The sequence below is a fragment of the Sulfurimonas sp. HSL3-2 genome (assembly GCF_039645965.1).
Taxonomy (GTDB): domain Bacteria; phylum Campylobacterota; class Campylobacteria; order Campylobacterales; family Sulfurimonadaceae; genus Hydrocurvibacter; species Hydrocurvibacter mobilis.
Genome location: NZ_CP147917.1, coordinates 90,773 through 115,380, shown reverse-complemented (window position 1 = coordinate 115,380; position 24,608 = coordinate 90,773). Strand labels below are relative to the sequence as shown.

Below are 24,608 nucleotides of genomic sequence, written 5' to 3'. Positions count from 1 at the left end.
TAGATAAAAAGGAAAAAAGTTTTGATAGATGATGTAAAACTTATATTTACTATCTCTTTAATAGTAATATTTTCTCCATTTTTTGCAAAAATATTAAAACTTCCTACCACTCCGCTTGAGATCGTCTTTGGTTCCGTCTTGGGGTATGTCGGCTTTTTGCATCACCAAAACATCTTCGATATAGTCGCGGAGTTCGGATTTTTGTATCTGATGTTTATCGCCGGGACGGAGATCGATCTCAAAAAAGTGTTAAAGACACCTCCAAAACTGGTCAAGATGATCTTGCTTTATCTTCTTTTACTTTATGCATTTTCCATCGCGTTTTCACTCTATTTTTCTCTTGGAAAGATATTTATGGTGCTTCTGCCGCTTATCTCCGTCGGACTGGTCGCCACACTTTCAAAAGAGTATGGAAAAACAGACTGGCTGACGCTCTCGATGACTGCCGGAGGGATCGGCGAAGTCGTCAGTATCGCCCTGCTTACTCTTGTCTCGGCTGCACTGGAATATGGAAGCGGGATCGGACTTTTTAAAGCACTCTTCGCACTGATCCTGTTCTTACTTTTTATGCTTTTACTGTTTCGTTCTCTGCAGCTTCTGTTTTGGTGGTTTCCTGAGGTCTCCGTCGCACTTATGCCGCATAACGACAACAAAGAACAGGATATAAGACTCTCGATGGGAATATTTTTTACCCTTGTAGCGGTTATGCTCTATCTTGACCTTGAGTTAGCGTTCGGTGCATTCTTAGCAGGTATCTTCATCCCTACGTTCTTTGAACATAAGTATGAACTGCCGGAAAAACTGGCAAGTTTCGGATTTGGATTTTTAATCCCAATCTTTTTTATCCATATCGGGAGTACATTTAATCTCAATGCACTGTTAATAGACGGGCTTATCGTAAAAGCACTGATCATTACGTTTGTCATGATCATTATGCGTCTGCTTAGTTCACTCGTCTTTATAAAAGAGTATGGTCTTAGAGATTCGATCTTGATGGGACTCAGCCAGTCGATGCCGCTGACACTTCTTATCGCTATGGCGACACTTGCATACAATGCAGACAGTATCGACCAGTTTCACTACTATGCGTTTATCTTGGCATCACTTTTTCAAGTCCTGCTCGTTATGCTTGTGATCAAGATCATAAACAGCTATCAAAAAGAGAAAATAATCGCATAATTTGCTATAATTTAAAAAACCGCATAAAAGGAGTCGCAAAATGGCAAGATCACCGCTTCTACAACTTGTACGCGATTCCATTGAAGAGGTCATTGAAGCAACGAGAAAAATCGACAGAGATGCTCTTTTAAAAGAGTACCCTGCTCTAGAGCAGAAAATAGGATGTGCGGTATCTATCATATTGGATGACAAAATCTGCGGTGAAGCGAAATCATCTGAAGCCTCAAGAGCTCTTATTGACGATATCATATATAACGCGAAAGTCGCAGCATTTCAAGATAAGAACAACCCGCCGATAACTACGGCGGACTATCTTCACTGCTCCATAGAACTCTCACTTTTGATCCCTAATGATGAGGGAGGCTACGATATCGAGACCTCCTCTGACGGACCTATCGTAAAAGATCAGTAGCAGCTAAACAGATTTAAATACAGTTATTGTTTATATGACATGCTATCTTGTAGCCGTGGTTTAACCCAAGAGCGATAGAACCGCCTGATTCTTGGGTAATATCTCCTGCGACAAAAAGTCCCTCTATCGCCGTCTCATAGTTATCGTCATGAACAGGCTTGCCGTCTTGTTCGCCTATGCCGGAACTTGCCAAAAATGCACTCGGAGTCGTACCGCCTATGGCATAGATCACTCTGTCATACACTTCCAGTTCTATCTCGTCGAACAAGACTTTTACTCTGCCCTCTTCATCTTCAAGCCCTGAGATATTCACACCTAAAATAGGACGCACCTCTTTATGGGCTATGGCATTTGCGATATCTCTTTGGTTTGTAGGATTTGCGCGTCTGAAAGTCTCGCGTCTGTAGCAGATAGCGACATCGTTTTTCTCACTCAGGTCGACAGCATACTCGATAGCACTGTCCCCGCCGCCGACTACAAGTATCTTTTCATCACCGACACAGTCGTCAAGCGTATAACCGACTCTTTTTTTGATGCCTGCGGGGATCTTATAGTCAGGTTTGTTCGGTTTACCCATTCTACCAATGGTGACTACGACATATTTTGCTTTAACGCTCCCGCCTGCGATATAGACATCGAATATCCCGTCTGTTTTTTCTATCTTACTGACTTCCGTATGCGTTTTGAGTTCGACTCCATGTGATTTTATCACCTCGTCAAAAAAGTCCAGAGTAGTCTCTTTCGTGCCGTCAAGGAAATAGATATTTCCGTCAAGCTCTACTTTTTGACCCTTCCAGTCTTTGTCTACACGTTTGTTGTCTTTATAGTATTTTCGGATCGTGGCATTATGGTTTTCATCTTTTTCCAACATCAAGATATTTCTAATCCCGAGCATATAGCTCTCTACCGCTGCAGCGATACCCGCAGGCCCCGCTCCAACTATAACCATATCGTAAACTTTATCCATGCCCGCTCCTAAATAGATTTTTTACTATTCTAGCACAGAATAAAATAATAGAAAGCTTACAATCTCTATAAGTAATATTTATGCCAGCTTATCGGGAAAATGTGTCACAAATTTTTGGACTTTAGGAGCGATGACGACTCGGCAATATCCCTGATTTGGATTTAATGCAAAGTAGTTTTGGTGGTATGCCTCTGCCGGATAAAAAGTCGGCAAAGGGCTTACCTCCGTGACTATCTTATCTCTGAACTTTGAAGAGGCCTTTTCTATAGAGCCCAGTATCTTCGCCTTCTCTTCGTCACTCTCGTAGTAGATGACCGAACGGTACTGCGTCCCTACATCTGCCCCTTGAGCGTTTAACGTAGTCGGGTCATGGATCTCCCAAAAGATATCGAGCAGTTCCTCCATCGTTATGAGCTCATCGTCATAGCTTATCTCTACGACCTCCGCATGTCCGGTAGCACCGCTGCATACCTGTTCATATGAGGGATTTTTTCTCGCCCCTCCTGCATATCCGCTTATCGCTTTTAAAACACCTTTTACATTGCTATACACTGCTTCGACACACCAAAAGCATCCGCCGCCGAGCACAAGTTTTTTTACAGCCATAAAAAATCCTTTCAATTTACGTGATTTTACACAATAATAGTATGAGACTTTTTAAGTCGGCAGATTAAAATTTAAAATTTCGTTATAATTTAAAAAATCAAAAAGTGAGTGTTTATGAGAGCTATTTTATTGTCACTGTTCGCCCTTTCATCTTTCGCTGTTGCAAGTGAAGTATTTCCCTATATCAAACCTGTTTCCGTAGAAAAGGCTGCTGTTAAGAAACCTGTAATTCAAGAGAATACACAGGTGCAAGCTGAGCAAAAAGCTGAGCAAGGGGATAAGACTGAAGAAAAAACCGTAGAGAAAGAGCTTGACAGCGATAATGACGGTGTCGTCGATTCAAAAGACAAATGTGCAGATACTCCTGACGGCTTTACCGTCGATATGGACGGTTGTCCCACTACTAAAGTCCTGCACGTCACGTTTGATACGAACCGCTATGATGTCACGGATGCCGTCATCGATGATGTAAAGGATTTTGCACAGTTTTTACAGGAAAATGACGGCTATGATGTTATCATCTTAGGCTATACCGATGCATCGGGTGATGCAGAAAAAAATCTTGACCTTTCTCAAAAAAGAGCAGATGCCGTAAAAGAAGCTCTTACAAGATACGGGATCTCAAGAGCCAGACTGACAGCGATCGGTAAGGGCGAGAAAAACCCTGTAGCCGATAACGATACAGAAGAGGGGCGTGCGCAAAACCGCCGTATCGAGATAGAGTTAGTAAAATAATCAGTGATGGACTTTTAAAAGTTCATCATAGTATCTCTGTATATCAGGTATGCTTACATGTAAGGCATCCGCTTCTCTTACCAGATAACCGCATAGCGTCTCAAGCTCGTCTTTTCTCCCTGCTTTGATGTCTTTATGCATCGAAGTCGAAGCAGTTTGCGGCAGTTTTGAAGCCGTGTGCAGTGACTTTGCTATCTCCTCTTGTATATCTATATCTTTTGCTTTTGCGATTAATGCCACCTCTTTTAATACACTTAAAGCTTTATCATGATGATTTTCATAGATCGATCTTATCGGTTCATCATAGTAGCTTGTGAGCATCGCAAAAGTAGAGATGAAGATATACTTTTTCCAGATAGCCTCATTGATGTTTTCCGGTACTTTGTATCTGAGCCCCGCCTCATCACACATATCCGCCAGAAGCTCACTGCCCTCTCCTGCGAAAACAAGAGCGAACACATTCCCCATCTTTCTGATCTCGCCGGGATTTTGAATATGCGAAAGAATATAGATACAACCGTCCAAGACCTTTACATGTAAGAGTCTGCGAAGCGTATCGCCGTGTTCAACGCCGTTTGCAAGACAAAGAGCAATACTCTCTTTTTTCAAAAAAGGCCTACATGTAAGAGCAGCATCCTCCAGGTCATAACTTTTTACACAGAATATGACTACGTCAAACACTCCGCTTAGCTCTTTTTCATCGACTGCTTCAAACTCTGCCGTAAAGGTTTTATCATCCTCCACTACTCGCAGACCATTCTCTTTTATGGCTTGAAGATGGTTACCGCGTGCCACACCGACGACCTCATTTTTTGTCTGACTCAGGTAAGCCGCGAGATATCCGCCCACCCCGCCAAGTCCATAAATAAGCACTCTCAACACAATCTCCTCCATATTGACAAAACTAGCTTGTTTTTAAGCTAATCTTAACGCCAATAACCATAATATTTTGTATTAGATGAAATTATAACACAAGGATGGGTATGAAAAAAGTTCTAATTTTAGGCGGTGGGTTTGCCGGTCTTGAAGCAGCGATCTTCCTAAGAAAAGATAAATACGATGTCACTTTAGTCAGTGACCGTGACTTTTTTTATATCTATCCGACATCCATCTGGGTACCTACCGGAGAGACAAGATTTCAAGATATCTGCGTAGACCTTAAAGAGCTGCAAAAAGCACATGGTTTCGATCTCATTGTAGACGGAGTCGAGACGATAGAAGCCGCTAGCCGTCGCATTACCTTAAAAAGCGGCGATATACTGAATGATTTTGATTATCTGGTTATCGCTATGGGCGCATCGAAGATGAAAGCAAAAGGGATAGAGAACTCGCTCTCGATCTGCGGAGCACCACAGCAGTCTCTTCTTATCAAAGAGAAACTCGATGAACTCATAGCAAAAGGTAGCGGCAAGATAGCTTTCGGTTTCGGCGGCAATCCAAACGACACCTCAGCTGTTCGCGGCGGTCCTGGGTTCGAGCTTCTTTTCAATGTCCACAACATGCTTAAAAAAAGAGGGTTACGAGATAAGTTTGAACTTAATTTTTTTGCACCGATGCCGAAACCCGGTGCCAGAATGGGTGAAAAAGCACTCAAGATGATGGATATTTTTCTTGAACGCACCATGGTACAAAAACATTTCGGTAAAAAGATAAAAGCTTTCGAAGAAGACGGAGTGATCTTTGAAGACGACAGCAAACTGCAAAGTGATTTTACTATGTTCATCCCGGCCGGCGACGGGCATGAGGTCGTAAAAAGTTCAGACCTGCCTAAAAATCCTGCCGGATTTATAAAGATAAACGACTTTTGTGAAGTCGAAGGATTTGAAAATATCTACGCCGTAGGTGACGTCGCAGCAATTGAAGGACCTGACTGGAGAGCAAAGCAGGGGCATCTAGCCGAGGTAATGGCACGAAATGTAGCACATAACATCAATGAAAAAGAAAAAAACAGGACAAATAAAAAAGGATATCAGGAACATCTCAATATACTTTGTGTCATGGACAGCGGAGACGGGGCTGCATTTGTCTACAGAGATGACAAAAAAGCCAGAATGATCCCTCTTCCGATAGTCGGGCACTGGTTAAAAAAGGGATGGGGCAAATACTGTAGATTATCTAAGCTTGGGTCTATACCGCGTATCCCTGGAATGTAGTATACTATTAAAAAATTTGATAAAGGGTTTCACATTTTAAAGAGTTATAAATTATATCTATTGATACTTTTTCTGATTATTACCATTATTACAGCTATTTTTATATATGCCGGTTATATAAGATCCAATGTTACCGATATGAGAAATAACACCTACAAGATCGAAGCGGAGTCGATGCAGAAAAAAGTCTCTTTGATGATCCTGCAGAAGCAGAAATCGACTATGGCGATCGCTTTGAGTCTTGCAAACGATAAACGTCTGGTCTCTACTTTAGAGCACAGAGATATAGCCCCTGACTACTACAAAGAGCTGATAACAAACTTTGAAAAAGAAACACTTTATAAAAATGTATGGATCAACCTGATCGACAAAGACGGGATATCTATCTATAGAAGCTGGACAGATATCAAAGGCGACAGACTCATAGATATCAGAGACGACTTAAGATATGTATTCTCTACTAAAAAAACGACATATTCTATCAGCATCGGGATGTTCGACCTTTCCATAAAAAGTATGGTCCCGGTATTTAACGGGGAGAAGTTCGTCGGTGTCTTAGAGGTCATCACCCACTTTAACTCGATCGTAAAAAATCTGGAATCTTCAAATATCGAATCTGTCGTCGTCGTTGCTAAAGACTATAGCGAACAATTAAAATATCCCTTCACAAAACTTTTTATCAAAAACTACTATGTCGCCAATATAGATGCATCCAAAGAGCTTCTTGATTATTTAGAGAAACATAATGTCGAAAACTATTTTCATAGATCATATAAAGTCGAAAACGGCTATGTCATCGCCTCTTGCGGAATAAAAAACATCAAATCCGAAGATATTGGATACTTTCTGATGTTTAAAAAAATATCAGATATCAATGAAGAGCATCTCGATTTTTTTACGTTTAAAGGGATCGTCATCTTTATACTGCTTGCTCTGATCGCCCTCTTTATCGTCAGCACTATAATGTTAATCAAAAATAGAAACCAAAAAAGATATTATAAATCCATTTTGGATACTTCCAGCAATATTGTCATCGTGAACGACAGCGAACAGATAATAGATGCGAATAAGGCATTTTTCGCATATTTTTACACATATCACTCACTTGATGATTTCTTAAAATACTATCAATGTATATGTGACCTGTTTGTGCCTGAAAACGGTTGTCTGCAAAAACAGATGGGCGAGCTGTACTGGATAGACTATATCATCCTAAATAAGGGTATAAGACATAAAGCAAAAATAAGATATCTGGATCACGTCTATTATTTTGCAGTGACCGCAGCGCAGATCTCTCAAAATCCGAAACACTACAGCATCATCTTTTCAGATATATCAAAAGAGGAACAGTACCAAAAAGATCTGATCGAACTTAGTATCAAAGACTCGCTCACAGGAATATACAACCGTCACTATTTTGATCAAAAGATCGAAGAGGAAGTGGCCAGAACGGATCGTTATAAGACTCCGTTCTCGCTTGTCATGCTTGATATCGACTTTTTTAAACGCGTAAACGACGAGTACGGGCATGAAACAGGAGATATGGTTCTTATAGAATATACCAGATTTGTTTCCGATATATTAAGAAAAACCGATGTTTTCTGCAGAACGGGCGGTGAAGAGTTTATGATCATCCTCACGAACACGGCTCTTGAAGAAGCGGAGATAATCTCACAAAAGCTGCGTTTAGAGATCGAAGAGCATAAAAAAGTACTGCCGATCACTATGAGTTTCGGTGTCGTACAGTACCAAAGCGGTGAATCGATAAAATCACTTTTAAAAAGAGTGGACGATGCTTTATATACAGCTAAAAAAAGCGGGCGTAATATAGTAATCCTCGGCTAAAACCTCGGATTTTTACACTCCTGCATATACTCTATCTGAAAATCTATCATCTTTTTAAAAGGGTTTAAAAACCCTTCGAACGACTCTTTTGTTATCTCTTCTTCCCCGTTTTTATCCAGTATCTCCATCACGCATAAAACAGATTCTATGGTCGAAAGACAGTAGTCCTCGGGCTGCTCTTTTATGGCGAATTCGGACTTCTTCGTGTGTGTGAAACTGATGCTCTGAAGAGAGGAGATATTTTCACTCAGACGAAGCATCTTCTTTGAACATGCCCACGTAGAATCGATCACAAAGATCACGACATCTCTGCCTTCACGTGATATCTTATGCGAGTTTATCTCGATGGCGTCTTTGCCGGGATAAAGAAGATAGCAGATGTTCTTTTCATCACCGAGTATCTCGTTTATTCTGTTGTGAGAGCTAAAGTCTATGCCTACATACAGCTCGGAGTTCGGAAGCGAGAGATGGGTCAGATGCCCCGTACCGTTTTTGATCTTTCTGTACTCTTTTGGATGCATCAATATCACAAACTTCGTCTTTGTCTCGACCGCTCTTACATGTAAACACATACAGCTTGATCTTGGTCTGTAACACTTGTAACACTGCTCTCTTATCTCATCAATCAACAGTAACTATCCCAAATCTTAAATATCTTTACATGTAGCAAGAGCTTCATCACTTTTTATGCTCCATTTTGATAGAATAATATCAATAAAATATTAAAGATAGATAATGTCAGTAAAACAGCAAATATTAGAGACTATAAAAAAGCGTCCGCTTATCATCGACGGTGCTATGGGTACGCAGCTGCAACAACGTGATGAACAGATACCTAAAGAGGCTTGGGAAGGCTTAGAGGGGTGTAACGAACTCCTTAACGTAACGGCAGTCGACGTCATGGAAGATATCTTCAGCGCATATCTTACTGCGGGTGCAGACCTCATAACTACAAATACGTTCGGCTCTTTTTCATGGGTACTTGACGAGTACGGCATCGGTCACCGCGCTTATGAACTCTCACGTGCGGGAGCGGCAGTCGTTAAAAAGATGTGCGACAAGTTCTCGACACCTGAACAACCGCGCTATGTACTCGGTTCTATCGGTCCGGGGACAAAACTTCCATCTCTTGGACATATCCACTATGATGAGATGTTTGAAGGGTATAAAGAGTGTGCACTCGGACTCATCGACGGCGGTGTGGATATATTTTTACTCGAGACCTGTCAAGACCCGCTTCAGATAAAAGCAGCACTTCACGCATGTGATGCGGCAAGCGTAGAGCGCGGAGTCGAAGTGCCCGTTATGGTCTCAGTGACCATCGAGCTTGCGGGGACGATGCTTATCGGAACGGATGCGACTACCATCGCAGCAATACTCGAACCGTTTGACATCATCAGCCTCGGATTCAACTGTGGGACAGGACCGGATCAAGTCAAAAAGCATGTCAAGACACTTAGCGAGGTATGGGGCAAACCTATCTCTATCCACGCAAATGCAGGACTTCCGCAAAACCGCGGAGGCTATACATTCTACCCGATGGGGCCTGATGAGTTTGCAGACAAGCAGGAGGAGTTCTTAGAGTTTGACGGCGTGAGTTTTCTAGGCGGATGCTGCGGGACTACTCCTCAGCATATCCGCGCGCTTACAAACCGTGTGACATCAAAGACTCCAAAAGCACCTAGCGGAAGCCAGCCGACTTCACTTGCCTCACTTTTCAACACGACACCTTTGATGCAGAACCCTGCTCCGCTTCTAGTGGGTGAGAGAAGTAATGCGACAGGTTCAAAAGCGTTTCGTGAACTTCTACTGGATGAGAACTACGAGGGCACGCTCTCTGTGGGTCAGCAACAGGTACGCGCAGGCGCACACGTGCTTGACGTATCTGTAGGGTTTGCAGGACGCGACGAGACAAAAGATATGAGACACGTTATGAGTCTTTACGCTCAAAAACTCTCACTTCCTTTGATGCCCGATTCTACTCAGACGGCAGCGTTAGAAGAAGCACTTAAGCTTATCGGCGGAAAGCCCATCATCAACTCTGTCAACCTTGAAGACGGGATAGAGAAGTTCGATGCGGTGTGTTCATTGGCTAAAAAGTTCGGTGCATCACTTGTCTGTCTGACGATCGATGAAGAAGGGATGGCAAAAACAGTAGAGCGCAAAGTGGCTATAGCCGAGCGTATCTACGAACTCGCTACTAAAAAGCACGGCATCAACCCTGAAGACTTGGTGTTCGACCTTCTTACGTTTACGCTTGGAAGCGGTGACGAGGAGTATTTCGACGCGGGTATCAACACCATCGAGGCTATTCGCGAGCTAAGAACGCGCCACCCAGAGGTCGGGGCTATTTTAGGTCTTTCGAACATCTCGTTCGGACTTGATAAAGACGCAAGACCATACCTGAACTCGATGTTTCTGCACCACTGTATAGAAGCGGGACTGACATCGGTCATCATCAACGTAAAACATATCATCCCGATAAACAAGATAAGCCAAGAGGAGCAGACGATCTGTGACGACCTTATCTTCAACCGCAAACCAAACGGCGAGGCACTGTTCACGTTCATCGACCATTTCAGCGGTAAAGAGGCAGTTGATAACGAAGCCGAAGATGAGGCGTATAAACTCTTAACAGATGAAGAGAAGATAGCAAAACTTCTGATGGACGGCGACAAAGAGAGGATGATCCCTCTTGTGGAAGAGGCTCGTAAGACCATCGCTCCGGAGCGCATCGTAAATGAGATCCTTATAAATGCAATGAAAGTGGTCGGAGAGCTTTTCGGCTCGGGACAGATGCAGCTTCCGTTCGTACTGCAAAGTGCCGAAACGATGAAGACGACGGTCGACTATCTTCAGCCGCATCTGCCGAAGATCGACAAAAAGACCGACACGACCTTGGTACTTGGAACGGTTAAGGGAGATGTGCATGACGTAGGTAAAAACCTTGTCGACATCATCCTCTCAAATAACGGGTTTAAAGTCATCAATCTAGGTATCAAAGTAGAACTTGACAGCTTTTTGGAGACGTTAAAGACGAGCAACGCAGATGCCATCGGTATGAGCGGACTCCTTGTAAAATCGACACAGGTGATGAAAGAGAATCTTGAAGCACTCAAAAGTGCGGGAATAAAAGTACCGATACTCCTCGGCGGTGCAGCTCTTACTCGTGCGTTCATCGATGATTTCTGCCGTCCGTTTTATGACGGACCAATCTTCTACTGTAAAGACGCTTTTGACGGTGTAACGGCGATGAGCCGCATCGAAGCGGGTAATCCTGACACCAATCTTCACCCAGATGCGCCTGTTATCGAGCAGGTAGAGGACGCGGAGATCATCATCCCTCCATTTCATGAGATAAAGATGCCTTCTCGCGAAGTAGATGTCCCTACTCCTCCATTTTGGGGAAGACGCGAGATGAAGCTTACGCCTGCACAGGTAGAAGCAGCGTTTGAATGGGTTAACCATAAGATACTTTTCAAATCACGCTGGGGCTACAGCTCTAAAGGGATGAGCAAAGAGGCGTACCAAAAGCAGCTTGACGAAGTAATCTGGCCTGCATACGAAAGACTCAAAGCGCAGTTTTTGGATGAGAAGCTTTTTGAGCCGACGATCATCTACGGTTACTGGCCGTGCAGAAGCGATGACAACCGTCTTGTTATCTTCGATGAAAGTGAAGGATATACAGGTAAGAACGACATCAACACCGAGCCGTTTAACGAAGCATATCCAAGAGCCGTAGAGGAGTTTGACTTCCCGAGACAAAGACGCAAGCCGCACCGTGCGCTGAGCGACTTCTTCCATCATGACAGACACGATGTCATCGCTCTTACATGTGTAAGTGCGGGAAGTAAACTCAGCGAAGTGGAACGCAAACTCTACGAAGAGGGAAAATACACGGAGTACTACCAGTTCCACGGTCTGGGCGTCGAGCTTGCCGAAGCACTGGCAGAGATGGTACATAAGCAGATAAGACTTGACCTGAACATCGCAGAAAATGAGGGCAGTACCATAAACGACGTTCAGATGAACAAGTATCAGGGAGCGCGTTACTCGTTTGGTTACGCAGCATGTCCTGACTTGGAGCTCAACCGTCCGCTGTTTAACCTTTTAAAGCCTGAGGAGTTTGGAATCGAACTTAGTGAGACATTCCAGATACATCCTGAACAATCGACATCGGCACTAGTGGTTTACCATCCAAACGCTAGCTACTACAATGTATAAAATAGAAAGGTAACCCTTGAGATCACCAATGCCAAAGAAAAAAATCTACCATGCCAACAAAGGAAGAGTCCCTAAAAAGATAGAGCCGGAAGTCTCTGCTAAAGAGGAGATCAAAGCGATGTTTAAAAGCTGGTTTAAAAAGAACAATACTGCAGGTCAGGTAATGACAAAGCAGGATGTCATCAGAAATGTTTTGACCAAAATTGGACCGAAGCAAGACGGTGATTTTGAAGATGCTATGAAAGAGCTTGTCCGCGAAGGGCTTTTTGAAGTTCAGGCTGATGGAGTCACTTTGGTGTTGACTCAGCAGGGTGCGGAGTTCGTGAAGTAACAGATTATTTGCTGTTATTTCACAAGAAGTGGTTATAGATGTACTGAAACAAAATAACAGATAACGCGTCTATATGTGTATTTTTTAGCTCCCTAACCAATCTGACAAACTGATATAGCCTTTATTCTTATATACATTCCATGGTGTAGCAGGTATGTTATTTGGCTTTGGAGGCAAATGTTTTAATTTTCCTTTGCAATAATCTTGCCATTCATAAGTGTTTTTCAAACCAAACGTATGCACAATTTTTTTTGCATCTTCATAAGCCAAAACTTTTTTTGATGTTTGAATTCTTGTTCTATTTATAGAAGATATGCCAAGCCAATCATTCATTCCAATCCAGCCATAATCTTTATAATAACTATATGGAGTTTTTGGAATATTATCAGGAATTGATTTGTAACCTTCCAATTCACCTTTTTTATAGGCTTTCCATTCATAGGTATTTTTAAGTTTTAAACTTCTTACAAATGCTCTTGCCTCTTCGAATGGAAGCGCATTTTGCACTTTTGTTCTTATTTTATTATTAGAACTTTCTCCAAGCCAGTCATTCCAATTTTTCCAACCACTATCTTTATACACAAACCAAGGTTGTTTTGGAATCTTATCTGGCTTGCTTGGTAAGTCATTAAGTTTCTCCTTAATATATTGTTGCCATTGCGTTGAACTTATTAATTGTAATGTATGAACAAATTTTTTTGCTTCTTCATAAGGTAACCAAACGTCATTGCCATTTGTATTATTAGCCCGTCGTTTTCTACCAGTACCAACCCAGTCTCCAAAACCTTGCCATTTATCACTATATACTCTTCCTGGATCAGTTGGGATATTATTTGGTTTTGATGGTAAATGAGAAAGTCGACCAGCAAAATAATCCTTCCATTCCACTTGGCCTTTAAGTCCTAACTTTCTTACAAATTCTCTAGCTTCCTCAAATGGCAAATACTTTGCATTTCCTAACCAATCTTCCCAGCCACCCCATTCTTTAACATAAGCAACAGTTGGCGTTAAAGGTATTTTGATAGGTCTTTTAGGCAAGTCTGTATATTGTCCTTGACAATAATCGATCCATTCTTTCGAAGTAGTTAGATTTAATGTATGGACAAATTTTTTGGCTTCTTTATATGAATATTTATCTGTTCCAAAAAAATGTTGCCAGTCAATCCAACCATTATGTTTATAAATTTCATTAGGTAGAGCAGGAATATTACTTGGTCTTTTTTCTTTTGAAAATCTTCTCCACTTATCCCGAGAATTTACACCTATACTTTGTACATATTGTGATGCTTCTTCGTAAGAAAGATATCTATCCAATCTCGAATAGCCAAGCCAATCTTGCCAGCCTTTCCAACCACTATTATAATAAACAATATGTGGATTTGATGGAATATTTGAAATTTCCATTTCAGAATGCTTATATTGGTCCCATTCTTTTTTAGATTTAAATCCCAAACTTCTTGCGAATTCTCTCGCTTCCTCAAAAAGCAAATACTTTAAATCATATGTTGTACCTAACCAGTCCTTCATGCCATTCCATCCATGCAATTTATATACTGAATTTGGACTTGATGGAATATCACTAGGTTTTAAATCTTTTTTTATCAATTTATTTTGACAATAACGTTTCCATTCTTCGTTGTTTTTTAGTCCCAAGTTTCTCACAAATTCTCTAGCTTCCTCAAAAAATCTCCATTTAAGATTTTTAATTTTAGGAATTATTGAAAGCTTGATTGCTTCGTTAAATTCATTAATATCAATACCTAATCCAAGTGGAATATCAAAGTTAACCAATCTACTCTTATTTGATCTATCTTTATTCTCAATTGTTTCAAAATAATCAATTATCCTATCATCGCTAGAAGCCAAAGCTCTAAGTATTGTGAGAATGGACTGAAAATTTTTGTTTTTGATATCTTCAATACTAATATATTCATCATCTATCAAAACGGGAACTACAACATATCCAAATTCTTTATCCTTGGATAATCGCAATGCTCTTCCAACGGCTTGAACGATGTCAACCGTGCTATTTTTAGGGTCAGCAAATAAAATACAATCTATATTTGGCACATCCACACCTTCGGTAAGACATCGTGCATTAGTTATCAGTGAGTTTTCTGAGTTTGCAAATTCATTAATAACTTTTTTTCTTTTCGCCGTTGGAGTATCACCACTTACATGGAAAGTATCTAAGTGAGTGTATTCACTAAAACTTTTTCTAAATGCAGTTTCTTGTAATTGAAAAAACTTTGCTCTTTCGATACTGCTATGAAAAGAAATGGTATGCTTAATATTATATTTTTTGATAGCTTTGTGTAAGGCAACTGTAGAAGCCAACATTTCTGCTTCAACTTCTTTCGTGTAATTTTCATTTTTGGGTTTCACATAGGTATTTTTTTCAATGAGTTTTTCAATCTCTCGCTTAGTTACCATCATTGAAATGATCTTATAATCACATAAAATTGGAGGATCACTTTCAAGAGCTTCTTTAAATGACAATACTTCAAAATCCTCACCGTAAATATCAATATCATCCATACTAGCTATTTCATCACTACTACTTTTATAATATCTCTCTGTAGCAGTCATAAAAAGTCTTTTACGAATAAAAATATTTTCATCAAAAAGTAAATGGCTAAAAAGTGAACCTTTTAATCCTGCTGTTTTATGAGCTTCATCCATGATTCCAAAATCAAAGACAAAATCTACCCTTTTTGATGCTTTAGCAATAACTTCAGAACTTTGATATGTTGTAAAAATGATTGTTGTATTATAATGTGTTGTATTACTTAGCCACTTTGATATATACTCTATATTGGTTGAAACCTTTATACCTAAGTCTTTTGTAGTTGCCATGAAGGTGTCATCTTGAGATACCGTGTCATCACTACAAACTGCCAACCAGTTAATATCAATATTGTTAGCTGTACTCTCTCTTGTCCACACTTCCAATGTTTGCTTTATGAGCGCTAAACTTGGTACAGCAATAAGCATATTTCTCGCACTAAGTTTCTGTGCTATCCAATAAGCAGTTAAACTTTTACCACTGCCACACGCCATAATGAGCTTGCCACGATTGTTATTTTCCTCAATATAATGCTTATAGGCATTTTCAATAGCTCTTTGCTGATGAGGTAGCGGAACCCAAGGTTTAAAAATAATTTTTTGATTATCTAAATAAGCATTGAGTTTCTCAAAAAACTCTTCATTTAAAGTACTCCATGTATCTGCTAAGAGAAAGGAAATAGTATCATCATAAAGTTTATCAAATTTATCACTTTGTTTACTAGAAGTAGTACAGACTAATTTATGCGAAATATTTTTACATATTGTATTTGCTATATCTATGAATGTAGTAATGTCAGCTCTTTTAATAGAACTTTCTTCATCGGTTCTATATTTACATTGTATAGCCCAATACTCATTTTCTTTGGTTTGTGCAACTAAATCTATGCCCTCATCATTATCTGGTAAGTGTAAATATATTTTTACATCACTTGGAACTTCATTTAATAGCCATACATTTTTAAGTTTTGTCTGATATACAGGATCAATTAGTAAGAAGTATTTGGTTATTAACTCAAAGACATCACCTTTTTCTTTTTTTCCAAGAGTATCTATAAGCTTTAATTTTAATTCTTGCCAGCTTTTGTATTCACTAATTTTTTTAATTATTCTTTTCATCAGCTTAATTACCTTTTATTTAATAAACATTATAGTCATTTATTCAAAAATGACAAAACATGCTTACATGTAAAGCGTTTCTCTCTGTACTTTTTTCTCCGCAAAAAAGTACCAAAAAGCTCTTGCAACGGCTTCGAGCTTGACTTTGTCAAGTTCCCAAGAGATAGTAAATCCATTCCTAAAAATGCAAAACTCGTTTCACTCAAACAGTTGCATTTTCTTTACGTCATTTCTTTACTATCACTTGGCTCTGCAGATGTTGCAACTAACGGGGAAATTTGGTCGGCGTTCTCTTGGTGTCACTTTGGATTTTAGCTTTTTTGACCGAGTGGAAGCGTAGGAAAATCAAACTGTTTGAGGGCTTGCCCGAGTTTTTGATTTTTAGCTGTAACGACCGAAGAAAGGCGTGAAGAAATCCAACCGTGACACGAGCTTTTTTGCATACTTTTTTTGCGGAGGAAAAAAGTATGAGAACACCCTTACATGTAAAGTAGTTTATTGAATAAAATGAAGAAGTAAAAGGTTAGAGCAAAACAGCCTTATTAGCTGTTTGCTTCGATCGCCGCTTTTATGCGTGCTAGTGTGTCGTCGCGTCCTATGACTGACATAACTACGTCAAGTCCCGGACCAGATAGTTTTCCTAGAAGTGCAACGCGTAACGGCTGACCTATCTTTCCGAAACCTATCTCTTTTTCGTTTACAAGCTCTTCCATCACGTGATGGTAGTCTATCGGAAGGTGCAGGCCTTCAGCTTTTTTCAGTCTCTGGGCAAAATCGTTAAGGATCTCTGCAGAGTCCTCTTTGAAAGCTTTCTTGACCGCTTTTTCCTCATACACGATTGGTGCGCTCAGCACTTCGCCTATGAGGTCTGCAAGCTCTTGAAGCGTCTTTGCACGCTCTTTTAATGCATCTAGAAGTATCTCTCTTTTGTCATGTGACGAAAGCATAAGACCAAAATACTCCAGTAACTCTGAAAGCTCAGGGTTAGGCATGTTTTTGATGTAGTGAGAGCTTAACCAGTCAAGCTTGTCTACGTTGTAGATAGAAGCCGAACGGTTGATGTCTTTAGGGTCAAAAAGCTCTATCATCTCATCCATAGAGAAGATCTCCTGATCTCCGTGGCTCCATCCAAGACGTACCAGGAAGTTCAGAAGTGCCTCAGGCGTGTAACCTAGCTCTTTGTACTCCATGACATCCGTCGCGCCGTCGCGTTTACTTAGTTTTTTCCCTTGAGAGTTATGGATCATCGGTACATGGTAAAACTTCGGTATCTCAAATCCTAAAGCCTCGTAGACCACCATCTGTTTTGGTGTGTTTGAAAGGTGGTCGTCTCCGCGGATGACCGTGTTGATGCCCATGAGTGCATCGTCGATGGCCACTACGAAGTTGTATGTCGGTGTACCGTCTGCACGAGCGATGATGAAGTCATCAAGGATGTCTTTTACCTCAAATGTCACATCGCCTTTGATGCCGTCTGGTACTACGACTTTTCCTTCTAGTGGAGCTTTGATACGCACGACCGGCTCTACACCCTCAGGAGGAGTGCCTGTAAAGTCACGATAACGTCCGTCATACATAGCACGCTCTTTACGCGCCATCTGCTCTTCACGAAGCTCGTTTAGCTCCTCTTTTGACATATAGCAGTGGTATGCTTTTCCGTCGTCAAGAAGTTTTTGGATATATCTTTTGTAGATATCCATACGTTTTGACTGGTACTCGATCTCGCCGTCATGTGAAAGACCAAGCCATTTAAATGCAGCGACAATGGCATCTGCTGCTTCTTGTGAGTTACGATTTAGGTCGGTGTCTTCTATACGTAAGATGAATTTACCGCCATTTTTTTTGGCCCAAAGATATGAAAAAAGTGCAGTCCTGAGTCCTCCGATATGTAGATAACCTGTAGGAGACGGTGCAAAACGTGTAACAACCATAATAAGCCTTTTTATAAAGTATGTAATTTTAGATAATCATTGGTTAAAAGCGGGTAAAATAACAGTTCAAATCAAATTAAAAAGCGACTTACATGTACAAAATCATATTTTTCATCCTTTTATCCCTTACTCTTAATGCAAAAATCGTCGACGGTGTAGCGATCTTAGTCCAAGACGAACCGATCACTACTCTTGATATCAAGAAGATGATGCAAGAATCACATCTTGACCAGACAAAAACTATAGATCTTCTTATACGTAAAAAACTTGAAGAGCAGGAGATAAAAGCCCGCAAGATAGAGGTCACGAACGACGAAGTGATAGACGAGATAAAAAATATGGCTAAACAGAACAACATGACGGTAAACCAGTTCTACGAAGCTGTCACCAACAGTGAAAACATGACCTCATCTGAGATACAACAGAAGATAAAAGAGCGTATTACAAATCAGAAACTTTTTCAGGCGATCGCTTTTTCACACATGGAAGAGCCTGATGAGCAGGAGATAAAAGACTATTATGAGTTACACAAATCGCAGTTCAACCATGCGCAGAGCTTTTCTACGGTCGTATATGAGTCAAAACAAAAAGACATACTTCAGGAAAAAGTAGACAACCCTATGTTCTACTCGCCTGAGATCTCTCGTCATGATCAAGTCTTCGAGTACAACAAGATAGCTCCTCAGCTTGCCGACCTGCTTGAAAAGACTCCGTTAAACGGTTTCTCTCCTATCATCCCTAACGGCAAAAACGGGTATGTCAGTTTTTACATTCAATCAGTGACGAAAAACAAAGATGTCAATCTGGATGAGATGAAAGCACAGATCACCAATATGATCATGGCAGACAAACGTGAACAGGTGTTAAAAGAGTATTTTGACCGTGCTAGACTCAATGCAAATATCAAAACGATAAGAATGCCTGAGTAAAAAATAGAGACTTAACGAAGAGAGAAGATATATGAACTGATGTTCATATATCGGTGTTTAGCCTTTATACCCGTCTAGGTATTTCGTATCGAAGTTGTTACTTACGAAGTCAGGGTTTTTCATCATCTTCTTATGAAATGCTATAGTAGTTTTTATACCGCTTACCTGAAACTCGCTAAGTGCTCTGTGCATTCTAGCTATCGCTTCATCTCTTGTCTCGCCGTAAACGATAAGTTTCCCTATCATAGAATCGTATGTCGAAGGAACGATGTAGTTCGCATGAGCGTGAGTGTCTATACGGACATCTTTGCCGCCCGGTGCTATCCAAGTGCTTATCTTACCTGGACACGGAAGGAACTTGATCGGGTCCTCAGCAGTGATACGGCACTCGATAGAGTGACCTTTTAAGACGATCTCTTCCTGTTTTGGAAGTTTTTTGCCTTCTGCCACTTCGATCATCATCTTAACAAGGTCAAGACCGCTTACCATCTCAGAAACAGTATGCTCGACTTGAAGACGAGTGTTCATCTCCATGAAGTAGAAGTTCAGGTCTGCATCTAAAAGGAACTCGAAAGTACCCGCACCCTCATACTTGATATACTCAGCTGCACGAACAGCCGCTTTATGAAGGTCTGCTCTAACTTTAGGAGTCAGTACGATAGCCGGAGACTCTTCGATAAGTTTTTGGTGACGACGTTGCATAGAACAGTCACGCTCACCCACATGGATAACATTCCCGTGAGCATCAGCCATGATCTGAACTTCGATATGGCGAGGGTTCTTAATGAATTTTTCCATGTAGATCGTACCGTCGCCGAATGCAGTGATAGCTTCGCTCTCAGCTGCTAAGAATGCGTTTTCAAGATAGCTTTCATCTTCAACGACACGCATACCGCGTCCGCCTCCGCCTTGAGCCGCTTTAAGGATAACCGGATAACCGACCTCTTTAGCTCTTTTTTTTGCATCTTTCATATCAGTGATCGCACCGTCGCTACCAGGAACAACAGGGACGTTTGCTTTGATCATGACATCTTTAGCTTTTGACTTATCACTCATAAGCACCATGACTTCAGGAGTCGGTCCTATGAACTTGATCTTATGGTGTGTACATATCTCGACGAAATGTTGGTTTTCACTTAAGAAACCATATCCCGGGAAGATCGCATCACAACCGCTGATCTCTGCTGCAGATATGATATTTGGGATGTTAAGATAACTCTGTGAACTCGGTCCTGCACCGACACAGATAGCAGCATCAGCCAGTTTTAGATATTCACTGCCTTTATCCGCAGTCGAATAGATAGCGACCGCTTCTTTGCCCATCTCTTTAATAGTCCTGATCGCACGTAAAGCGATCTCACCACGATTTGCAACGAGTATACGTTTTATTTCAGCCATTGCTTAAATCTTTTCTACTACAAATAACGGCATATCATACTCTACCGGCTGTCCGTCACTTACTAGTACGTCAAGGATCTTACAGTCGAACTCAGCTTCAAGTTCGTTCATGATCTTCATAGCTTCCAAGATAGCTAATACTTGACCTTTTTTAACTGTGTCGCCTTTTTTCACGAATGCAGGAGAGTCAGGAGACGGAGAAGCGTAGTATGTACCTACCATTGGAGAAAGGATCATATCACCAGAAATTTCAACAGCAGTTTCACTTGGAGCTGCAACAACAGCAGCAGCAACAGGTGCCGCAGCGACAGGTGCAGCAGCAACAGCGACAGGAGCTGCAACAGCGCCCACTACTTTTTCAAGTTCGATACTAAATTCATCTTTTGCTATTTTTAATTTACTTAAACCACTTTCATCAAATTCACGCATAAGCGCCTTTATCTGTTTCATGTCCATTTTTAAGTCTCCAAAATATATATTAAATTTTGCGATATAATACCATAACAAATATTAAATTTCAGGGCTGATATGTTAAGCGATATAAATTTTATAAATATAGCCACAGAGATTGCGAGTGCATCGAAATGTGTTTCAAAGCAGGTAGGTGCAGTAATAGTTAAAGACGGAAGAATCCTAAGTACGGGTTACAACGGGACGCCTGCAGGATATACAAACTGTAAAGACCATTGGAATGACGAGTACACAAAAGAGCATCACGAATGGTCTAAAACGTACGAGATCCACGCAGAGATGAACGCTATCATCTGGGCGGCAAGAAAAGGGATCAGCGTAGAGGGTGCGACTATCTACGTCACGTTAGAACCATGCAGCGAATGCAGTAAAAACCTTATCGCCAGCGGGATAAAACGCATAGTCTACGCAAAATCCTACGAACACACACACTCCGAAGTGATCTCAAAGTTTATAAAAGACAACGGAGTCATCATCGAAAAATTAGAGCACCTCTAATATCTTCTCCGGCGGACGTCCGATAACGGCTTTTTTATCTGTTATGACGACAGGACGTTCTATAAGCTTCGGATTTTCCACCATCGCATCGATCAGTTTTTCCTCATCCGTCTCATCTTTGAGCCCCAGCTCTTTATAGATATCCTCTTTCGTCCTCATCAGCTCTCTTGCCGAGATGTTCAGTTTTGCCAAGACATCTTTTATCTCCTCTTTTGAAGGAGTGTTTTCAAGATACTTCACGACATCCGCATCAACGCTTTTTTCATTTAATATCTCCAATGCCTGACGCGACTTCGAGCATTTTGGATTGTGCCAAATTGTTAGTTTCATAATATATTCCTCTTTTGAAACGAATTTTACTTAATAAAGTGTTAAACAAATTTTATATAATATCTCTTAATACATGTAGCGGAGAAGATTATGGACAACAGCTCAAGATATGCAAAATTAACAGAATTCGGCAAAAAGCTCTTAAGCAAGCCATCTTTAAACGACGGATTGGTTCTGATCTCACAAACGGCAAGAGATCTGCTCGATGCAGACAGATGTTCAATCTACATCTATGACGAGAACAAAAACGAACTCTGGACGACATTTGCAGACGGGATCAACAGAATAAGGATCAAAGCCGATGAAGGTCTGGCAGGATACACCTTAAAAGAGAAAAAACCCATTATCAGCAACGATCCCTACAATGATGTGAGATTTTTAAAAGAGATCGACCATAAAACAGGCTATGTGACCAGAAGCATCGCAACCTGTCCTGTATTTAGTTCTAGCAGAAAGATCATAGGCGTCTTGCAGCTTCTAAATAAAAAAGGCGGTTTTACTACGGATGATTCAAAATTTATGATATTTTTCTCGCACTACATCAGCAGTTATCTAGAGTTAGCATCTATGTTCGCAGACGAGAATGAGTAATATAGGACTTTTTTTTAAACTTTTACTAAACTCGTTCAAAGACCTTCTTCCGATAATAATCGTCATATCATTTTTCCAGCTTGTCATTCTACAAAGTATGCCGAGCGGTGTGACCTCTATTGTCATAGGGCTTGTCATCGTGGCTATTGGGCTTGCCATCTTTATGCAGGGGCTGGAGATCGGGATATTTCCCATCGGTGAAAGCTTAGCTCATGAGTTTGCGCAAAAAGGGAGCGTTTTTTGGCTGCTTCTGTTCGCATTTTTGATAGGCTTTTCAACGACGGTAGCCGAACCCGCCCTTATCGCCATCGCAAATAAAGCCTCACTGATAAGTCAGGGACGCATAGACTCGGAGATGCTGAGAATCACAGTGGCACTCTCCGTCGGCTTTGCCATAGCTCTTGGAAGCTACCGCATCATCGTCGGACATCCCATCCACTACTACATCATAACCGGTTACATCCTAACGGTCGTCTTGACAAACTTCGTCCCGCCTGAGATCGTCGGGCTCGCTTATGATTCGGGCGGAGTCACGACCTCGACCGTTACCGTACCGCTTGTCGCGGCTCTTGGCATCGGACTTGCCAGCAGTATAAAAGGAAGAAATCCGGTCATAGACGGTTTTGGGCTTATCGCCTTTGCTTCGCTCACGCCCATGATATTTGTCCAGCTCTACGGCATATCCGTTTACTCGTTTGCTGAACCAAGCACCATACATAAACCGATACAGGCTCTGGCTCAGACGGAGATCATAAAAGTCGACATCTTTAAAAATGTCAAAAAGATCGCTTATGACCTTTTTTTAATAGTAAAAGATGTAATGCCTATCCTTGTGGTCATCTTTTTCTTTCAATATATAATCATCAAAAAAGCGCTTATAAACCTTAAAAAGACGATGATTGGTATAGGATTTGTGATTATCGGGCTGTATGCGTTTATCGTCGGGTTAGAGATGGGGCTTTTTCCTATCGGCGAGTCGATGGCGCTCTCTCTGACACAGCAGGAGAACCACTTTTATATCTATCTTTTCGGTTTTATGATAGGCTTTTCAACGACAATGGCAGAACCGGCTCTTTTGGCAATAGCACAAAAAGTCGAAGAGATATCGAGCGGGCAGATAAAAGAACGTGTCCTCCGCATAGCCGTAGCCATCGGTGTGGCGACAGGGATATCTTTGGGGACATACAGGATCATCTACGGCGATCCCATACACTACTACATAATGGCGGGATATATCGTAGTGATCGTACTGACATATTTTTCACCCCGCTATATTGTTCCGATAGCTTACGACTCGGGCGGTGTCACGACCTCAACGGTAACCGTACCGTTAGTCGCGGCACTTGGACTGGGACTTGCTACCAACATTGAAAACCGTTCGCCGCTTATCGACGGATTCGGGCTCATCGCATTTGCATCTCTGTTTCCGATGATAACAGTCATGCTTTATGCGATCATAAATGAAAGAACACAACAAAAGGAGTAGTTATGGAATTTTCAATGCTTTTAGTCGTTATAGATGAAGAGTTAGAGACAGAGGCTATAGACGTAGCTAAAGAAAACGGTGCGGGCGGAGTCACCATTATGAAAGGCAGCGGGATCGGGCTCAATGAACAGACGACTTTTTTCGGACTCGTTTATGAGAGAAGCGAATCGGTGCTGATGTTTATTTTAGAGAAAAACTTAAGTAAAAAAGTGATGAAAGCTCTTGATGAGAGACTAAACCTTACAGAAAAGGGTATAATTATCTCCATGCCGATAGAATCGATCGCAGGAATAACACAAAACCAATTGGAAAATTTTGAAAAACAACTACAAGGGGATGCGTAATGCAAAGGTTTTCAGAGATAGCAAAGTTTGGTAAGCAGCTTATAGAGACACCTCATATGGATAACGCTTTAGAGCTTATCTCCATTGAAGCAAAAAGACTGCTTAACTGTGAAAGATGTTCTATATTTTTAGTCGACTATGAAGCGGATATGCTTTGGACAAAACACAGTGACGGTATCGGCCGTATAGCGATATCTATAGATTCCGGAATCGTCGGGCATACTTTTAAGACCAGAACTGCGCAGCTTGTAAACGATCCATACGACAACGAGTTCTTTATGCCAAACATCGATAAAAAATCGGGTTTTGTGACAAGAAATGTCATTACGACTCTTATATTCGACTCAAATCATGAAGTGATAGGGATCATCCAGCTTCTAAACAAGATAGACGGTGATTTTACCGACGAAGATATGAAGGTCCTAAACTTTTTTGCAAACTATGTAAGCGGTCCTCTTGAACTGGCTCTTATGCAGGAAAAATCATTATAATAA

General features: G+C 41.1%; 23 protein-coding genes. 13 read left to right on the top strand and 10 right to left on the bottom strand.

Annotation, left to right across the window (positions count from 1 at the left end):
* The first annotated feature begins 21 nt into the window (after positions 1–21).
* The gene (locus tag WCX87_RS00595) at positions 22–1,179 is read left to right on the top strand and encodes a cation:proton antiporter (protein ID WP_345980105.1); all 1,158 of its coding nucleotides are present in this window, start codon (positions 22–24) and stop codon (positions 1,177–1,179) included.
* Positions 1,180–1,219: 40 nt separating this feature from the next.
* Positions 1,220–1,591 carry an AMMECR1 domain-containing protein gene (locus tag WCX87_RS00590; RefSeq protein WP_345980104.1) on the top strand — a complete coding sequence of 124 codons (372 nt, stop codon included), beginning with the start codon at positions 1,220–1,222 and terminating at the stop codon, positions 1,589–1,591.
* A 13-nt stretch (positions 1,592–1,604) separates the two neighbouring features.
* Here the strand turns inward: WCX87_RS00590 and WCX87_RS00585 are convergent, their stop codons facing one another.
* Complete coding sequence (locus tag WCX87_RS00585) at positions 1,605–2,558, bottom strand: NAD(P)-binding domain-containing protein (RefSeq protein ID WP_345980103.1); 954 nt, start codon at positions 2,556–2,558, stop codon at positions 1,605–1,607.
* Positions 2,559–2,636: 78 nt separating this feature from the next.
* Positions 2,637–3,164, bottom strand: coding sequence for a peptide-methionine (S)-S-oxide reductase MsrA (gene msrA, locus WCX87_RS00580; RefSeq protein WP_345980102.1), 528 nt, complete (start codon positions 3,162–3,164; stop codon positions 2,637–2,639).
* Positions 3,165–3,278: 114 nt separating this feature from the next.
* On the opposite strand from msrA, the gene WCX87_RS00575 reads away from it, so the two are divergent.
* Complete coding sequence (locus WCX87_RS00575) at positions 3,279–3,899, top strand: OmpA family protein (RefSeq protein WP_345980101.1); 621 nt, start codon at positions 3,279–3,281, stop codon at positions 3,897–3,899.
* Here the strand turns inward: WCX87_RS00575 and WCX87_RS00570 are convergent, their stop codons facing one another.
* The gene (locus WCX87_RS00570) at positions 3,900–4,772 is read right to left on the bottom strand and encodes a 2-dehydropantoate 2-reductase (protein WP_345981117.1); all 873 of its coding nucleotides are present in this window, start codon (positions 4,770–4,772) and stop codon (positions 3,900–3,902) included.
* Between the two features lie 110 nt (positions 4,773–4,882).
* On the opposite strand from WCX87_RS00570, the gene WCX87_RS00565 reads away from it, so the two are divergent.
* Together WCX87_RS00565 and WCX87_RS00560 are read left to right on the top strand one after the other, a co-directional pair.
* Positions 4,883–6,052: an FAD-dependent oxidoreductase gene (locus WCX87_RS00565; protein ID WP_345980100.1), complete on the top strand. Its 1,170-nt coding sequence runs from the start codon at positions 4,883–4,885 to the stop codon at positions 6,050–6,052.
* Between the two features lie 138 nt (positions 6,053–6,190).
* Entirely contained in the window at positions 6,191–7,897 is a 1,707-nt protein-coding gene (locus WCX87_RS00560) for a diguanylate cyclase (RefSeq protein ID WP_345980099.1), read from the top strand.
* Here the strand turns inward: WCX87_RS00560 and WCX87_RS00555 are convergent.
* Positions 7,894–8,526, bottom strand: a complete 633-nt coding sequence (locus WCX87_RS00555; RefSeq protein ID WP_345980098.1) for a tRNA-uridine aminocarboxypropyltransferase — start codon at positions 8,524–8,526, stop codon at positions 7,894–7,896. The two genes, WCX87_RS00560 and WCX87_RS00555, sit on opposite strands and share 4 nt — an antisense overlap.
* A 106-nt stretch (positions 8,527–8,632) precedes the next feature.
* On the opposite strand from WCX87_RS00555, the gene metH reads away from it, so the two are divergent.
* The gene (gene metH, locus WCX87_RS00550; RefSeq protein ID WP_345980097.1) at positions 8,633–12,121 is read left to right on the top strand and encodes a methionine synthase; all 3,489 of its coding nucleotides are present in this window, start codon (positions 8,633–8,635) and stop codon (positions 12,119–12,121) included.
* Between the two features lie 28 nt (positions 12,122–12,149).
* The gene (locus WCX87_RS00545; protein WP_345980096.1) at positions 12,150–12,452 is read left to right on the top strand and encodes a hypothetical protein; all 303 of its coding nucleotides are present in this window, start codon (positions 12,150–12,152) and stop codon (positions 12,450–12,452) included.
* A gap of 84 nt (positions 12,453–12,536) precedes the next feature.
* On the opposite strand, the gene WCX87_RS00540 is transcribed toward WCX87_RS00545, so the two are convergent.
* The 3 genes from WCX87_RS00540 to gltX form a co-directional block, all read right to left on the bottom strand.
* Positions 12,537–16,136, bottom strand: a complete 3,600-nt coding sequence (locus WCX87_RS00540; protein ID WP_345980095.1) for a DEAD/DEAH box helicase family protein — start codon at positions 16,134–16,136, stop codon at positions 12,537–12,539.
* 311 nt (positions 16,137–16,447) lie between these two features.
* Entirely contained in the window at positions 16,448–16,579 is a 132-nt protein-coding gene (locus WCX87_RS00535; protein ID WP_345980094.1) for a hypothetical protein, read from the bottom strand.
* A gap of 99 nt (positions 16,580–16,678) precedes the next feature.
* Positions 16,679–18,067: a glutamate--tRNA ligase gene (gene gltX / locus WCX87_RS00530; RefSeq protein WP_345980093.1), complete on the bottom strand. Its 1,389-nt coding sequence runs from the start codon at positions 18,065–18,067 to the stop codon at positions 16,679–16,681.
* 92 nt (positions 18,068–18,159) lie between these two features.
* Here gltX and WCX87_RS00525 point away from each other — a divergent pair, with 92 nt between their 5' ends.
* Complete coding sequence (locus tag WCX87_RS00525; RefSeq protein WP_345980092.1) at positions 18,160–18,996, top strand: peptidylprolyl isomerase; 837 nt, start codon at positions 18,160–18,162, stop codon at positions 18,994–18,996.
* A gap of 57 nt (positions 18,997–19,053) precedes the next feature.
* Here the strand turns inward: WCX87_RS00525 and WCX87_RS00520 are convergent, their stop codons facing one another.
* Positions 19,054–20,394, bottom strand: a complete 1,341-nt coding sequence (locus WCX87_RS00520) for an acetyl-CoA carboxylase biotin carboxylase subunit (protein ID WP_345980091.1) — start codon at positions 20,392–20,394, stop codon at positions 19,054–19,056.
* A gap of 3 nt (positions 20,395–20,397) precedes the next feature.
* On the bottom strand, positions 20,398–20,850 hold the full coding sequence (accB, locus tag WCX87_RS00515; protein ID WP_345980090.1) for an acetyl-CoA carboxylase biotin carboxyl carrier protein: 453 nt from the start codon (positions 20,848–20,850) through the stop codon (positions 20,398–20,400).
* 72 nt (positions 20,851–20,922) lie between these two features.
* Here accB and WCX87_RS00510 point away from each other — a divergent pair, with 72 nt between their 5' ends.
* The gene (locus WCX87_RS00510; protein WP_345980089.1) at positions 20,923–21,363 is read left to right on the top strand and encodes a dCMP deaminase family protein; all 441 of its coding nucleotides are present in this window, start codon (positions 20,923–20,925) and stop codon (positions 21,361–21,363) included.
* On the opposite strand, the gene arsC is transcribed toward WCX87_RS00510, so the two are convergent.
* Positions 21,349–21,696, bottom strand: coding sequence for an arsenate reductase (glutaredoxin) (gene arsC, locus WCX87_RS00505; protein ID WP_345981116.1), 348 nt, complete (start codon positions 21,694–21,696; stop codon positions 21,349–21,351). The genes WCX87_RS00510 and arsC overlap by 15 nt on opposite strands.
* 87 nt (positions 21,697–21,783) lie before the next feature.
* Between arsC and WCX87_RS00500 the strand changes: the two genes are divergently transcribed.
* The 4 genes from WCX87_RS00500 to WCX87_RS00485 are packed head-to-tail and all read left to right on the top strand — an operon-like array spanning position 21,784 to position 24,605.
* Positions 21,784–22,284 carry a GAF domain-containing protein gene (locus WCX87_RS00500; protein ID WP_345980088.1) on the top strand — a complete coding sequence of 167 codons (501 nt, stop codon included), beginning with the start codon at positions 21,784–21,786 and terminating at the stop codon, positions 22,282–22,284.
* A complete protein-coding gene (locus WCX87_RS00495; protein WP_345980087.1) occupies positions 22,277–23,770 on the top strand; it encodes a DUF1538 domain-containing protein in 1,494 nt (497 codons plus the stop codon). Before WCX87_RS00500 ends, WCX87_RS00495 begins: the two co-directional genes overlap by 8 nt.
* A gap of 2 nt (positions 23,771–23,772) precedes the next feature.
* Positions 23,773–24,114: a transcriptional regulator gene (locus WCX87_RS00490; protein ID WP_345980086.1), complete on the top strand. Its 342-nt coding sequence runs from the start codon at positions 23,773–23,775 to the stop codon at positions 24,112–24,114.
* The gene (locus WCX87_RS00485; RefSeq protein ID WP_345980085.1) at positions 24,114–24,605 is read left to right on the top strand and encodes a GAF domain-containing protein; all 492 of its coding nucleotides are present in this window, start codon (positions 24,114–24,116) and stop codon (positions 24,603–24,605) included. Before WCX87_RS00490 ends, WCX87_RS00485 begins: the two co-directional genes overlap by 1 nt.
* Positions 24,606–24,608 lie beyond the last annotated feature (3 nt).

What these genes read in the sequence shown, in the direction of transcription:
- WCX87_RS00495 (WP_345980087.1), top strand. Translation starts at nt 22,277, where the DNA reads ATGAGTAATATAGGACTTTTTTTTAAACTTTTACTAAACTCGTTCAAA.
- WCX87_RS00565 (WP_345980100.1), top strand. Translation starts at nt 4,883, where the DNA reads ATGAAAAAAGTTCTAATTTTAGGCGGTGGGTTTGCCGGTCTTGAAGCA.
- WCX87_RS00520 (WP_345980091.1), bottom strand. Translation starts at nt 20,394, where the DNA reads ATGGCTGAAATAAAACGTATACTCGTTGCAAATCGTGGTGAGATCGCT.
- WCX87_RS00545 (WP_345980096.1), top strand. Translation starts at nt 12,150, where the DNA reads ATGCCAAAGAAAAAAATCTACCATGCCAACAAAGGAAGAGTCCCTAAA.
- msrA (WP_345980102.1), bottom strand. Translation starts at nt 3,164, where the DNA reads ATGGCTGTAAAAAAACTTGTGCTCGGCGGCGGATGCTTTTGGTGTGTC.
- accB (WP_345980090.1), bottom strand. Translation starts at nt 20,850, where the DNA reads ATGGACATGAAACAGATAAAGGCGCTTATGCGTGAATTTGATGAAAGT.
- WCX87_RS00510 (WP_345980089.1), top strand. Translation starts at nt 20,923, where the DNA reads ATGTTAAGCGATATAAATTTTATAAATATAGCCACAGAGATTGCGAGT.
- WCX87_RS00590 (WP_345980104.1), top strand. Translation starts at nt 1,220, where the DNA reads ATGGCAAGATCACCGCTTCTACAACTTGTACGCGATTCCATTGAAGAG.
- WCX87_RS00585 (WP_345980103.1), bottom strand. Translation starts at nt 2,558, where the DNA reads ATGGATAAAGTTTACGATATGGTTATAGTTGGAGCGGGGCCTGCGGGT.
- WCX87_RS00525 (WP_345980092.1), top strand. Translation starts at nt 18,160, where the DNA reads ATGTACAAAATCATATTTTTCATCCTTTTATCCCTTACTCTTAATGCA.
- WCX87_RS00485 (WP_345980085.1), top strand. Translation starts at nt 24,114, where the DNA reads ATGCAAAGGTTTTCAGAGATAGCAAAGTTTGGTAAGCAGCTTATAGAG.
- WCX87_RS00500 (WP_345980088.1), top strand. Translation starts at nt 21,784, where the DNA reads ATGGACAACAGCTCAAGATATGCAAAATTAACAGAATTCGGCAAAAAG.
- metH (WP_345980097.1), top strand. Translation starts at nt 8,633, where the DNA reads ATGTCAGTAAAACAGCAAATATTAGAGACTATAAAAAAGCGTCCGCTT.
- WCX87_RS00535 (WP_345980094.1), bottom strand. Translation starts at nt 16,579, where the DNA reads ATGCAAAAAAGCTCGTGTCACGGTTGGATTTCTTCACGCCTTTCTTCG.
- WCX87_RS00490 (WP_345980086.1), top strand. Translation starts at nt 23,773, where the DNA reads ATGGAATTTTCAATGCTTTTAGTCGTTATAGATGAAGAGTTAGAGACA.
- gltX (WP_345980093.1), bottom strand. Translation starts at nt 18,067, where the DNA reads ATGGTTGTTACACGTTTTGCACCGTCTCCTACAGGTTATCTACATATC.
- WCX87_RS00540 (WP_345980095.1), bottom strand. Translation starts at nt 16,136, where the DNA reads ATGAAAAGAATAATTAAAAAAATTAGTGAATACAAAAGCTGGCAAGAA.
- WCX87_RS00575 (WP_345980101.1), top strand. Translation starts at nt 3,279, where the DNA reads ATGAGAGCTATTTTATTGTCACTGTTCGCCCTTTCATCTTTCGCTGTT.
- WCX87_RS00560 (WP_345980099.1), top strand. Translation starts at nt 6,191, where the DNA reads ATGAGAAATAACACCTACAAGATCGAAGCGGAGTCGATGCAGAAAAAA.